The following is a 12841-nucleotide window of genomic DNA, read 5'->3' as shown; positions in this document are numbered from 1 at the left end:
ATCTCACCACGTACTTTTAATTGATTGATATAAAAGAATAATTTTACACTTAATATCTTTTTTATTTTTAATGTGAAAAAGTTACTTCGTATCATTTATAGTGTCAAAAATACTATTTTAACTTTCTATACTTTTTGCTAAACATTCTGATATTTAACTATCATAGTGGCGGGGCGCTCGCTGCAATAGTGAAACTTGTAAGGCCTTTATGCCTTATTGCTTTTCTGGAGCTGAGGTAGGGTTTAGCTGGTAAAGCCGAGACTCTAGGCATGGGGAGTTATTTACTCTTGGCTCGCTTCATACCAAGGCTCTGGTTTATGGATATGATAGCCTTGGCCATAATCGATACCTATCTCCCTTAGCATGACTTCAATGTCAGCATTCTCAACAAACTCAGCAATGGTTTTTTTATTCATCGCCTCGGCAGTGCGCTTAATATTTTCGACAAAAACACGATTTATGGGGTTAGTGTCCATATCTTGCACAAAAGCACCATCAATTTTGATTATGTCTACGGGTAGTTTTTGTAAGTAACTAAAAGAAGATAAACCACTACCAAAGTCATCTAATGAGAATTTACAGCCAAAAGCTTTCATTTTATCCATAAAGTATAACGCTGACTCTAAATGGCTTATTGCCGAGGTTTCAGTTATTTCAAAGCAAATTCGCTCTGCTGGAATCTGGTACTGTTCAAATAGGTTAATGACATGATCGTATATATCGCGATCGGCTATGGTCACACCCGATAAGTTAATGCTGTAACTGCTGGTGTCCTCAGGAGATGAAGCGAGCATTTTAAACGTATGCTCAATGACCCAGTGGTCTACTTGTCTAATTAAGCCATATTTCTCCGCAGCAGGAATGAAATGAATCGGCGGTACTAACGCTCCTTGCGAGTTTCTCATTCGTATTAGTACTTCATAATGAGAGTTCTGTTGTTGGCTAAGAGATTTAATGGCTTGACGATATAAAAGTAAGCGATTGTCTTTGAGTGCTTCAGCGACATCATGCACAGCTTCCATTTCTTTTGCGTGTAAAACCAATTGCTCATCATCACTTTGATAAACTTGTACCCTATTACCGCCTTTCTCTTTGGCTAAGTTAACCGCCTGCCCCAAGGATGAGTACACTTGTTGTGCATCAAAAATAGAATGATCTAAGGTGATGACACCAATACTCGCGGTAATACCGGTATCTTGTTGATAGTCGACAATACGTATCTTTTGTATGAGTAGGCGAATTTGATGGGCAAAGCTTTTTGCCTCACTAAATAATAACTCAGGTAACAGTATGGCAAACTCATCATTGCCTAAGCGGCTAATAATGGCATTCTCAGGAAGAAACTCTCTTAGACTTATCGATATTTGATGTAAGAATTTATCGCCAACGGCATAACTAACACTATTATTTATGACTTGAAATTTATCCAAGTCAATATGCATCACCACGCCGGATTTATTCATTGCTATGGTATTAGCATTAATTGAGTTATGGGTAAGTATACGATTAGCTTCAATATGCTCAAATAACTGCCGATCAAAGTTAACTCGATTGGCTAAGCCCGTTAATTGATCATAATTATCCACATAGGCAAGCGCTTGTTCAACTTGTAACTGCTTACGTAAACTGTGTTTTTGTTGGCGGAAAAAAGCATAAATAAATAAAGTTAGCAGCAACCAAATAAGTACGGCTTTAATCAAACCCTGCCGATATAAATTACTACTATATCGTGGCGATAAACGTATTGCTAATTGCCAGCGAGTATTTGGAATGGCTTTCACAAAGTTAAAAGACGTTAACTCACCACCAGAAATTAATTCGCTGTATTTACTATCATCCATTTCAGTGGTTAATTCTATCTCTCCAGGGGAGTCGGCGCGCATTAAAAAAAGTTGCTGATGGGGTAATTGATATTTTTTTAGGATATTAATTAAAATATTAGGATTAAAGGCAACGAAGAAAAAAGCCCCTTCACCCGAATTAGTCGCCAATGGCTGTAACAAGTCAAAATGAATGCTACTTTTACTGCGATGTAAAAAGAGCTTTTTTTGCACGCCATCGGCTATTGTTGTCGCTATTTCACTTTCACAGTCGGGTAAAAAGTTTCCTGTTATATGCTTCAAACTCCCTTGACCTTTATTGTCTATTAAAGCAAATAAACGTGTGTTATCAATATCATTTCGCAGCGAGTTTAAAACTTTCATATATTCTTGCTGTGAAGCTTGTCCAGATTTTTCCTCTAATTGCTCTATGGCATTAAGCTGCTTTTGCTGGAAGAGATCAATTTCTAAACGCAGTTGCGTGAAGTACTCTTGATAATCAGAAAGGATACGGTCTGTTACTGAGTCCATCAATGACTCTTGGTAGCTTTGATGGATCTTACTGGCAGAGAAGCTCTGTGATACCAACAAGAGTAAGATCAAAAAACTGGTTAAAATAACAACACGCTTAGACGTACTTAATGCTTTGTTCTCTTGCTGTGTGTATGACTTCTTCAATCAGTTCTCAAAATTAACACCTAGTACCAATTAATATAAACAGTCGCATTATTTTACGCAAGGACTATAAAGTACCGTTAGTATGCTAATTTTTCCCGAGCAATCTTAACTATTTGCTCGGAGATATTTTTATTAACACCTTTAACCAGCACCCAGCTATGCCAATATAAAGTCTCAACTAACTCTTTATCTGGGCATAAACTGATTAATTGCCCCGTACTTAACTCTTGTTCAATTTGTAATTTGGGTAACAAGCAATAAGCAACACCTTGCTTCACTAACGCAACAAAGGCCTCCGAAGAGCGCACGCTATGACAATAATACTCACTAGCAGCTAAATTAAAATGCTTAGCAATATAGCGAACATGCATATCATCCTTATGGTCATAACTTATCGCTGGCGCCATTTTTAACGATTTTTGGTTAACGCCATCAGGAAAGTACTCTTCGGCAAAGCCCTTACTGGCCACCAAGCAATACTCCATTTCACCAAGTTTGAAAGAGCGGTACCCTTTTAGCGGCTGCTCAATAACACTTACCGCACCAATGGCTTGCCCACTGCGTAACTTATCTAAAGTACGCTCTTCATGTTCAATAATTAAATTCAATTCAACTAAGTGATTTTTAAGTACTGGCGTAATGGCCTCAATAAACCAAGTAGCGATACTGTCAGCATTTACCGCTAAAGATACTTTCATCGGTTTTATCGGTTTATCAGGATACAATATCGGTACAAGTTCATCTTCAAGTTGCTTAACTTTTTTAAAGTGGCTTAGTATTTTTTCGCCAGCCAGTGTCGCAACAATGGGTTGATTACGAATAAGTACCGGCTGCCCTATGTGTTCTTCTAGCGCCTTTATCCGCTGAGAAATAGCCGATTGAGAAATAAACAGTTTTTGCGCTGCTAATTCAAAGCTTTGTTGCTCAATCACCTCAGCCAATGCCGCAAGGTGTTTATAATCAAAGTTTGCCATGAGATCCTCTTCTTAACCCACAACCCCAGTCATAAGTTTTACTAATGATAGTTGATTATTATTAATTATAATTAAACTGAAAATTAGTGCAAACTAGCGTTTATTAACTACCCCTGACTATTTTACTGAGTACCATTATGAGCTTATTAGTTTTAGCCAAAGGCTTTACCCTAACATTAAGTATGATCATGCCCATAGGCACACAAAATTCTATGCTGATTAACCAAGGCATTAGTCGAAACCATCACAAAATGACTGCGGCTCTTTTTGTACTTTACGATACGATATTAATTAGTTTAGGTGTGCTTGGCGGTAGTATTTTACTTTCACACAATGCGACTTTATTCAACATACTTACTTGGGGTGGCATCATATTCCTAACTGTTTATGGCTTAATGTCAATGAAATCTGCATTCAGCCAAAATAGTAGTTCTGCTGATACTGTTTTGAAAAAGAAATCAGCCAAAATTGTTTTCTTAACAACCTTGGCGGTTACTTTTTTAAACCCACACGCTTATATTGATACTGTTATGGTCATTGGTAGTGTTGGTGGTCAATACTCAGATGAAGTAAAAGTATATTTTCTTATTGGCTGCATATTGGGTTCATTAACGTGGTTTAGCTGTTTAGCACTTGGCGCAGCTAAACTTTCCAAACAGTTAAGCAGACCAAAAGTTAAAAAGACCATAGATATCATTATTGCCTTAGTTATGTGGTTAGTCGCTTGGTCACTGTTTAATAGCTGGATGGCGAGTTAATTACCTTAACTGAACATAATAGCTGACAATAATTGTTAAAAAGTTAAGCAATGCTAATAGCCCTTATGGCATAATCGAGCGGTAATACCAATCGGTATAAATACCCTGTAATAACATAAGAGTTTTAGCATTTCATGACCACTGCCATAAAAGATCTTTCATCACACACCCCTATGATGCGCCAGTGTTGATCTCAATTAAATAAACGCTTTTAAAGGCGAAGGGAAAAACACCTACACCAAAACCTACACTTATTTTTGCAATTGAACATTTAGTTAGTTAACTATCGCTATTTCAAAGCTAGCTAACGGTAGTTTTAGTAATGCTCATGAATACCTTAAACGGGCGAAAGCAGCCCTTGAAAGGGCTGTTTAGTACCTAGAGTTAACGTTCGTTATCCTTTTAAAAATGGCAACACCTGCATAATAAAGTTCCTAGAATAGTCAGTAGTTACTTGTTGTAGGCAGGATGATAGAATATTTTCCCCGAATATATGACGGGTATTTCTTCACCAAATTCTTTTACATTTTTTTCAGCAATCTTTTTATCTGCCTCTGTTTTATTTTTTGCTAAAACAGATACAAAAATAGGCTGTTCCCCTGATTCATTGCAGTACACATCAAATAGAAAAATATCTTCCTTCCTAACTTTAGGGGGAATACTTTCAAAATGAGTATCTAGTTCATTAAAATCATCAGGGAACGTTACTTTCCCTAACTCATATTCCAATACTATGAAGTCCGTGATCGAGTCAACAACAGTGATTTCACTTTGTTCTCTATAATGCTTTAAAAATGGGAGTATTATATCTTCTGAGCCGAAAAACACTTCCTCATCATCGTTATTTTTGATAATAAGTTTGTACCTAAAATCTACGGAAGTTAATAAGTGCTCATTTCGAGGCCTTAATTTTAGGTCCTTAACTTGTTGACTAACTCCCTGATCAGGAGGTAAATATGGAATATAATAAACCGTTGGCTCTTGGGGTTTTCCTAAACCTTCATACTTATCATTGATAAGCTCTTTCAGCTGAGGAGACATAAAAAAGCCAAGTGTTTTTGGTTTATCTTCCCTAATATCAAGATTCAAAAGTTGATGTTCATGCTTAAAGTTGATATCAATTATTGTGGAAACATGAAGAAAAGTATTAATAAATATAAAATATTTAAAATGCCCCTCATCGAAATTTTTTACCGATTTCTTGTGAAATTGTTCAGCTTCTTCTTGTGTTGTGTTTCCTGGGTTATTGGATATCAGAAGAGCTGCAGAGTTTGTATTAACAATACACAATAGGTATTCATTGACATGAACAGATGCTAATTTTAACGTATCGTGCTCAGGATTTTCTCCTGTAATAACGTAGCAAATGTCTTGTTGAAGGTTTACACCACTCTTATTTATATATAACCCTGTATATGCTCCTCCTACCCCATCAGCCATTGTATTAAAATGAGAGCTAAACCCCTGTAATGTTGCTAACACCTTTATAAAAAAAACTTCGTCGTTTTCTGGTAAACCTACATGTTCTAACCAAAAGTTTGTTGATGTAAAGTGAATATCATTTACAGCTTGGACTAGCACGGGCAATGGAGTTCCTATTATAGTTAAACCATTCTCCTCTTTTAGAAATTGCGTTCTTTTGTTCTTTAAAGTGAATAATTGAGGCTCTCCATCAAAGTACGATATAAGAATTTCGATGGAGGGTTTCGAGGAGAAATCTTGATAGTTATTCACAGCGTGAGTCAGAGCTGTTTGAATATCTAGACCTAGCTCTAGACGCATAGTAATTTCATTGATGAGTTGTATTCCAAAGACTGAGTTCCCTGCTAGTGCAAACCCGACCCCCTTATCTGAAAGAACTTTGTAAGCACCTTCAAATATATACTCACCTTGCTTTAAATTTCCCTGAGGTTCTTTAAAAGAACTTTCAGACCCTGCATGGTTAGCACTTACATCATAGGAAGTTACTGCACTATCACCAATGATAAAAGAAGATATTGGTGTTTTCCACCCTATACAAAAAGTCATTTTAACCTATTACCTCAATCCACTTAAAAAGTGTCACTATAAATTCATAACACCTTATAAACAACAACTTACGCTTAGAAAAACAATTAATTGAAAATAAACGAAATAAAAGAAAATAATGCACTAGTATATATAGCCTCAAATAACTAGCAGAAAGGATTTTGCATGTATTTCGAAGATGATTTCGTCACCCAAGACCAGCTTTCGAAGAAGCTGAACATCAGTAAAGTAACGATTTGGCGTATGTTGAAGCAAGGAAACTTGCCTAAAATGGTAACTATAAATTCGCGTTCAAAACGCTGGATCCGAGCGGATATAAACGATTATTTGCAATCATTAACAAACACTAACTAACCTACGAGGATTTTTATCATGGATGATAAAAGCTCAGCAACACCTGAATATCAGTCGGATGAATTTAACGCGATCAATGCCTTAGTTTTCAGAACTGTACGAGAAGCTCAACAGCTTCAAACCAACATCACATTTGACACATTGATGAAACAGCCTGCGATTTGCGAGCTAATGGATTACATTGAGCGACAAATAAAGAGCACTTTTGAGAGTCCTTCACAATTCATTAATCAGTTGATACAAATCGAATATCAAGATAAAGAATTTTGGACGCTACACGAAGCTACCTGTCTATCTTGTGGCTTTGATCCGTTTCTCTTTAAACACTTTGCAATAGAATTCCCTATCATCTATCACGAACGCTACGATGCTAAATTTCAAAGCATATTACGGTTTATGAAGCCTTTATCAGTCGAGTTTATGGTGCCCGAAGTGTTTTGCAAATGGGCACTAGACCATGATATTGCACACGAGAGTGTCACTGATTTCTTTCAAGATATTAAACACAGATATTGAACTCAAACGCTACTCACCGTTGGTGGAAGCGCTGCCTACTTGTCATCGCCCCAGATAAGCTGTAACTAAAGGCTATATCCATGTATCGGTTTACCGCATCGGTGCGCTTAGTTTAGCGCACCTAACCTACTTAATTCATTCATGTTTTCGGAGTATTCATCATGAGCAAACCACTAGACAAGGCTGTCACCGTTCGTTTTTCAAAGGAAGATCACTTGCTATTACTACAACAATCAGAGCTACGCGGTTGCTCTGTAGCGGACATGATCCGCAAATCATGGGCGCACTATCAACAGCAGCAACAAATACAACAATTGCTGTTAAGGCTCGAACAACGTCAACGTAAAAACACATTTGAGATGCTTAGTACTACCCTTGGTCTTAAAGCTGATGAACGTCAGCACGCAATGAAACAACTGCATGAATTAGGAGTGAAATGGTGATGAGCAACCTTCCTCCGTCAGTACGTCGTCAAAACTGGGTCGACATTGCCCTCATGGCAATTATCACGTTTATCATAACCTATGCTGTGCTGTTAAATTACACATGGCACCTTGGCTCAAATTGGGGGCGGTTTTCCTCTCACGTCCCTTATTTTATGGATGCGTTAATCGATTTGTCTTTATATCGAAGCACCTATGAGTGGCACCACTATTGGCAATCGATTGCTGAGTATCACATACACTTTGTTGCTCACCTCACATTGCCACTTATCACCGCACTGTATTTAGCTTTTATTGTTGGTCGTTCTTTTTATTATCCTGGAGGTCAAGATCGATTAAAGCACATCTCTGGTGCGCGTTTGTATTTTTACCAAACAGCACAAAAACACGCTAAGCAACAACTAAAAAAAGAGCTGTCAGAGCAGCATCGACAAGGGTTAAATATACATCCTGACATCGCCATAACACGTGCACGAGAAAGTGGTAATGTGGCGGTCGTTGGCGCACAAGGCACAGGCAAAACCATGTCCATTATTCCAATTATGCAACAAGTTATTGACCGCGGTGAACGTGTTTTCATTTATGATGAAAAGAGAGAGTTTACCTCACTTTTTTATTCATCAACAAACTGTATTTTGATTGCACCGTGGGATGCACGCAGTCAAGCATGGGACATCAGTGCAGATGCTAATACAGCTTCACGAGCACAACTTATCGCTGAGAACATAATTGTTGATTCTAACGACCCTTTATGGAGCAATGGCGCTCGTATGATTTTGGTTGGCATGATAGAAATATTAAATCGAACTACATCAACATGGGGATGGGCTGAACTTGCCCAAATATTGTCTCTTGATGAAGTCACACTCAATAAACAGCTAACACAACATTACCCGCGTGCCGCTCGATTTATTGTTGAGAATAGCAAAACGACCCAAAGTTTTTTCGCACAACTGCTTGGCTCGCTCGGGTGGATATTCACCCTCGCTAAAGCCTGGCCACGTGCTTATGAAAATGGCTTTTCAATTAACAAATGGGTAGAGCAAGTCGATACTGACAAACCCATCATTTTAGTGCAAGCAGACAAAAGATATAAGGACATTGGCGCACCTCTAGCTAATACGCTCATTGCTCTTATGACCGCAAACATCTTATCCCAGTGTAATGACAGCAAGCGCGAATTATGGTTATTTATTGATGAGTTGGGCAATTTACCACGCAACGATGCGTTGATGGAATGGATGAGCCTAGGACGCAGTAAAGGGTGTCGAATCGTCATGGGCACTCAGTCGATATCACAGCTAAAACAGCTTTACACCGAGCACGGTGCTGACACATTACTAAACATGTTTACTTTGTTTATTTCAATGCGTTTGGGAGCGTCTGGTGAGACCTCACATTATACCGCTAAAACGTTTGGTGAACGTGAAGTTGAACGCCCAAGTAATACAACCAATGGACAAGGAAATTGGCAGCATGATACACAAGCATTAGTGACACCTTCAGATTTAGTACAACTTCCTCAAGCAAGCAGTAAAGGCGTTGAAGGGTATTTATTGATACCAAGCTATCAAGCGGTTTACAGATTACGTTGGCCTATTGTTATGCTCCCTAATAAAGCCCAAGAGCATTGCCCAGCACCATGGCTAAGCGATACCGCTAAACCCGCAATGACATCAACAGATCAGACACTTACTCGACGTGAGCAACTACAAGCAAGGAGAGAGCATCATGCTATCAATGAATGCGATCAATAGCCTCGACTATTATAGTGATTTAGCCAAAGAAGATTATTACATTTCAGGAGGAGAGCCTAAAGGCAATTGGGCTGGCCTAGGTGCTCGTTGCTTAGGTTTAACTGATAATGTTGATACCAAAGACTACCGCAATGTCTTTAGGGGATATGCACCTGATGGTACACCTCTGTGCGAAAACCATGGTAATAAACATCGCGCAGGATGGGATCTAACCTTTTCAGCCCCAAAATCATTATCACTTGTCTGGGCACTGTCTGATGAAAAAAGCAGACAAGAAATTCAAGCAGGACAATTAAAAGCAGTTAAACACGCATTACGATTTATTGAGCAACATGCAGCTATCACGCGAAGAGGTCACGGAGGAAAACAGCAAGAATCCGTTGTAGGCCTTGTTGCTGCGTTATTTGATCACTGTACTTCTCGTGCTCGCGATCCACAATTACATACCCACTGCCTTATAGGGAACATTGCACCTCGCCATGATGGAACGTGGGGGACGTTAGAATCTCGCCATTTGTTTTTATGGCAAAAAGCCGCAGGAGCGGTTTACCGTGCGACATTAGCAAATCACTTGCGTGATATGGGCTTTCATATTGAGCAACCTGACGGCAAAGATCATTTTGAAGTTAAAGGCGTAAGCCGTAGCATTTGTCGGCATTTTTCCAAAAGAGCACAAGCGATTGAAGCGGTGATGGAAGCTCTTAATGTCAGTAATAGCTCTTCTAAAATAGGAGATGCCATTGCATTAAAAACGCGCGCTCATAAACAAAAAATTGATAGACCGGCATTGTTTAAAGAATGGCACAGCATGCTAAATACCTTAGGGTTTACTTCAAAACATTTAGCATCAATACAAGACAAAAATGTTGAAGTTATCCCTATGCCACTGCCTTTGTCATCGATTGTTGAGCGCGTTGTTGAAAAACAAGCAGTGTTTCGCCTACAAGATTTATATGCCGCAGTTGCCATTGAAGCCCAGTGGCAACATACCGATTTATGTGAAATTGAGTACACTGTACAAACAATGATTGAGCAACAAGAGGTTGTTTTTTTAGGGATCGATATGAACAACAATCAATTATTTTCAACTCCTGCGATGATAGCACTTGAAAAAACACTGATTGAATATGCCGACAAACTACAACAACAAAACCATTATCAATTGCCTGAGCACACCATTTTAAATGCAGTAAGCCAACAAGCAGCTAACCAAGATTTTTCTCTATCTGATGAGCAAATAGAAGGCGTTTTTTCAATGTGTCAAACCAGTTTAGACATATTACAAGGAGCCGCAGGAGCGGGTAAATCAACCTCAACACAAGCAGTAAAAATCGCTTATGAAAGTGCGGGGTTTAAGGTGATAGGCGCGACTATTGCCCGCCAAGCAGCTAAACAGCTCGAAGAGGAGACAGGCATTATCTCAAGTACTTTGGCGAAGTTATTAATTGAACTTGAAAGTGGTAAAACAAAATTGACGAATACCGTGGTGGTCGTCGATGAAGCGGGTCAACTATCAAGCCCCGATTTAAACACACTAATGACCGCGATATACAACGCAGGAGGTAAACTCATTTTAGTGGGTGAGCAGCAGCAACTCGATGCAATTACTCACACAGGAAGTTTACGGTATTTATCACAACGGCAAGGTTGTGCCAGAGTAAAAACCATACGGCGACAACGTGAGCCTTGGGCGTGTGAGGCTGTTGGCCAATTACGCACAGGGAATGCAATGGACGCGTTATTGGCTCATAAACAACGTGAACTACTCAGCTTCGCAGATGATGCTCAACAAGCACGAATGGAATTAGTCAAACGGTGGCAACAATATTGCCAAGATAATCCTGATAAAGACACGATGATATTGGCTCAGCGTTGGCGTGATGTAAAACCACTGAACGATTTAGTACGACAAGTCCATCAAGCACAAGGCAATCTCGGTAATGAAAACATCGAACTCGATTGTGTGGTAGGTAAGAACATTATGAGCTTTCAATTTTCAATGGGTGAGCGCATTCGCTTTACCCGCAACGACTATCGAAAAGATTTAACCAACGGCCAACTTGGCACTATTGAGTCTGTTGAGCAAAACGGCGAAGATATTCATTTTACTATTCGCTGTGATGATGGCCGCACAGTCTCATTTAACCGTTCGGATTATTGTGATGAGCATGGAAGTTTATTCATGGTTCAATCTTATGCGACAACGGTTTATGCGAGTCAAGGCAGCACGGTTGATGGAGATGTTTTTGTTTATTACAGCTCAGGCATGGACAGATCTGCAAGCTATGTCGCAGGTTCAAGGCATAAAGATAATTGTCATTGGTTTGTGAATTCACAGGAAATGGATACCTTAAGCGGTGCGTCTGATAAAGGTATTGCGGGCACAGAGCAAACGCGCTTAACGACATTAGCGCGTTGCATGAGTACCAACAAAGAAAAGTATCTTGCCGTAGAATATTTGGCTGAGCAACAAGTTCAACCCCAGCATCAAGCTGGATTTGATTTAGCCATGTCAATAGCATTATAAAGCCGAAGATATAGAGGGTGAACTTTTATGATTGAAAAGTCACCTTATAAAAGCCTTTAAACTAATTTATATATATAAACATCATCTAATTTTTTAGAGTAGTTTACGTTGTAATCAGCAGCTTGAGTATAGCAAAGCTGTACAGAGGGGTTTTTAATTGCCGCTAATCCAGCCCCCAGAGTTGATAGTTTGTTATTTAATGGTGCTATCACGCTATTACAGTCAGGCTTACTGTTTACCACTTCTAACAAAGTATCACGAGTTAACTCAGGTTCTTGTAAAGAATGTTCAAACAATGAAATGTTATCTTTAGGATAATAAGCGATTAATTTATTTGTAAATTCAACGTTTCGGTCATGCAGCTCGGTGTTAATTGAACCTGATTGACTACCACAGCCGATTGAAATGTAGTCTGGTTCAAATACATCAATAATGTATTTAGCTCGCTCAAATTCAAACCCATTCAAAACTATTAAGTGTAATGGTTTACTCATCTCTATGTCCCCCATATACCCTAGTACAGACCTTACATCTATGATGCCTTTACTAAGTATTTGATTAACTTCTGCGGCTCTATAAAATAAGTTTACAGATTTAAATCTTGCACGGTGTAAATCAAAAAACTTTACTAAAATCAACAATGATTCACGTGTAAATGTTGATATGTCAACAATAAGTGATTTATCTGTTATTTCTTCAAGTTTACTTAATAATAAATCTGCAAAGTCTGTTGGCCTATCATGTCCGTAAGGTAACTCTTGAACTTTGTCTTGATATAAAGATTTAATTTTATTGCGATTTTCTAAAGTGTATCTTTCAAATTGCTTAACGTAAAACATCAACACATTGCTTATTTTTCGGTGATCTATACCTTCAACTATTGTTAAACATCTATCCTCAAAACTAGCACATGTCAAAAAATAATCGACATCCATATTAATTGAATCATGTAAATCAGTGATATTTTTTTTGATAACCATTCTCAA

The 12841-nt window shown here is 38.6% G+C and carries 10 protein-coding genes; 6 read left to right on the top strand and 4 right to left on the bottom strand.

The genetic code is table 11. From position 1 onward, the window contains the following. Window positions 1-281: 281 nt before the first annotated feature. Together HRT55_RS07910 and HRT55_RS07905 are read right to left on the bottom strand one after the other, a co-directional pair. Window positions 282-2498, bottom strand: coding sequence for an EAL domain-containing protein (locus tag HRT55_RS07910; RefSeq protein WP_291620196.1), 2217 nt, complete (start codon window positions 2496-2498; stop codon window positions 282-284). A gap of 77 nt (window positions 2499-2575) precedes the next feature. Then, the gene (locus HRT55_RS07905; protein WP_291620194.1) at window positions 2576-3472 is read right to left on the bottom strand and encodes a LysR family transcriptional regulator ArgP; all 897 of its coding nucleotides are present in this window, start codon (window positions 3470-3472) and stop codon (window positions 2576-2578) included. Window positions 3473-3609: 137 nt separating this feature from the next. Between HRT55_RS07905 and HRT55_RS07900 the strand changes: the two genes are divergently transcribed. Further along, entirely contained in the window at window positions 3610-4230 is a 621-nt protein-coding gene (locus HRT55_RS07900) for a LysE/ArgO family amino acid transporter (protein ID WP_291616462.1), read from the top strand. A gap of 450 nt (window positions 4231-4680) precedes the next feature. On the opposite strand, the gene HRT55_RS07895 is transcribed toward HRT55_RS07900, so the two are convergent. Beyond that, window positions 4681-6258: a hypothetical protein gene (locus HRT55_RS07895; RefSeq protein ID WP_287204477.1), complete on the bottom strand. Its 1578-nt coding sequence runs from the start codon at window positions 6256-6258 to the stop codon at window positions 4681-4683. Window positions 6259-6423: 165 nt separating this feature from the next. Between HRT55_RS07895 and HRT55_RS20960 the strand changes: the two genes are divergently transcribed. The 5 genes from HRT55_RS20960 to mobF all read left to right on the top strand — a co-directional run bounded on the left by HRT55_RS20960 (window position 6424) and on the right by mobF (window position 11855). Continuing rightward, on the top strand, window positions 6424-6612 hold the full coding sequence (locus tag HRT55_RS20960; RefSeq protein ID WP_353805749.1) for a helix-turn-helix domain-containing protein: 189 nt from the start codon (window positions 6424-6426) through the stop codon (window positions 6610-6612). A gap of 18 nt (window positions 6613-6630) precedes the next feature. After that, window positions 6631-7128 carry a hypothetical protein gene (locus HRT55_RS07890; protein WP_287204476.1) on the top strand — a complete coding sequence of 166 codons (498 nt, stop codon included), beginning with the start codon at window positions 6631-6633 and terminating at the stop codon, window positions 7126-7128. A 161-nt stretch (window positions 7129-7289) separates the two neighbouring features. Continuing rightward, window positions 7290-7571 carry a hypothetical protein gene (locus tag HRT55_RS07885; protein WP_287204475.1) on the top strand — a complete coding sequence of 94 codons (282 nt, stop codon included), beginning with the start codon at window positions 7290-7292 and terminating at the stop codon, window positions 7569-7571. Further along, window positions 7571-9328 (top strand): type IV secretion system DNA-binding domain-containing protein, encoded by a 1758-nt coding sequence (locus HRT55_RS07880; RefSeq protein WP_287204474.1) that lies wholly within the window; start codon window positions 7571-7573, stop codon window positions 9326-9328. The genes HRT55_RS07885 and HRT55_RS07880 overlap by 1 nt, the downstream gene beginning before the upstream one ends. Further along, window positions 9303-11855: a MobF family relaxase gene (gene mobF, locus HRT55_RS07875; RefSeq protein ID WP_287204473.1), complete on the top strand. Its 2553-nt coding sequence runs from the start codon at window positions 9303-9305 to the stop codon at window positions 11853-11855. Before HRT55_RS07880 ends, mobF begins: the two co-directional genes overlap by 26 nt. Window positions 11856-11911: 56 nt before the next feature. On the opposite strand, the gene HRT55_RS07870 is transcribed toward mobF, so the two are convergent. Next, the gene (locus HRT55_RS07870; RefSeq protein ID WP_287204472.1) at window positions 11912-12835 is read right to left on the bottom strand and encodes a hypothetical protein; all 924 of its coding nucleotides are present in this window, start codon (window positions 12833-12835) and stop codon (window positions 11912-11914) included. Window positions 12836-12841 lie beyond the last annotated feature (6 nt).

This window comes from Colwellia sp., from assembly GCF_013214175.1.
In the GTDB taxonomy this organism is placed as follows: domain Bacteria; phylum Pseudomonadota; class Gammaproteobacteria; order Enterobacterales; family Alteromonadaceae; genus Colwellia.
This window is presented reverse-complemented; position numbering and strand designations above follow the sequence as displayed.

Bases quoted from the DNA above. Each gene is read 5' to 3' on its own strand.
- HRT55_RS07870 (WP_287204472.1), bottom strand. From the start codon at position 12,835: ATGGTTATCAAAAAAAATATCACTGATTTACATGATTCAATTAATATG.
- HRT55_RS07890 (WP_287204476.1), top strand. From the start codon at position 6,631: ATGGATGATAAAAGCTCAGCAACACCTGAATATCAGTCGGATGAATTT.
- HRT55_RS07900 (WP_291616462.1), top strand. From the start codon at position 3,610: ATGAGCTTATTAGTTTTAGCCAAAGGCTTTACCCTAACATTAAGTATG.
- HRT55_RS07885 (WP_287204475.1), top strand. From the start codon at position 7,290: ATGAGCAAACCACTAGACAAGGCTGTCACCGTTCGTTTTTCAAAGGAA.
- HRT55_RS07905 (WP_291620194.1), bottom strand. From the start codon at position 3,472: ATGGCAAACTTTGATTATAAACACCTTGCGGCATTGGCTGAGGTGATT.
- HRT55_RS20960 (WP_353805749.1), top strand. From the start codon at position 6,424: ATGTATTTCGAAGATGATTTCGTCACCCAAGACCAGCTTTCGAAGAAG.
- mobF (WP_287204473.1), top strand. From the start codon at position 9,303: ATGCTATCAATGAATGCGATCAATAGCCTCGACTATTATAGTGATTTA.
- HRT55_RS07895 (WP_287204477.1), bottom strand. From the start codon at position 6,258: ATGACTTTTTGTATAGGGTGGAAAACACCAATATCTTCTTTTATCATT.
- HRT55_RS07880 (WP_287204474.1), top strand. From the start codon at position 7,571: ATGAGCAACCTTCCTCCGTCAGTACGTCGTCAAAACTGGGTCGACATT.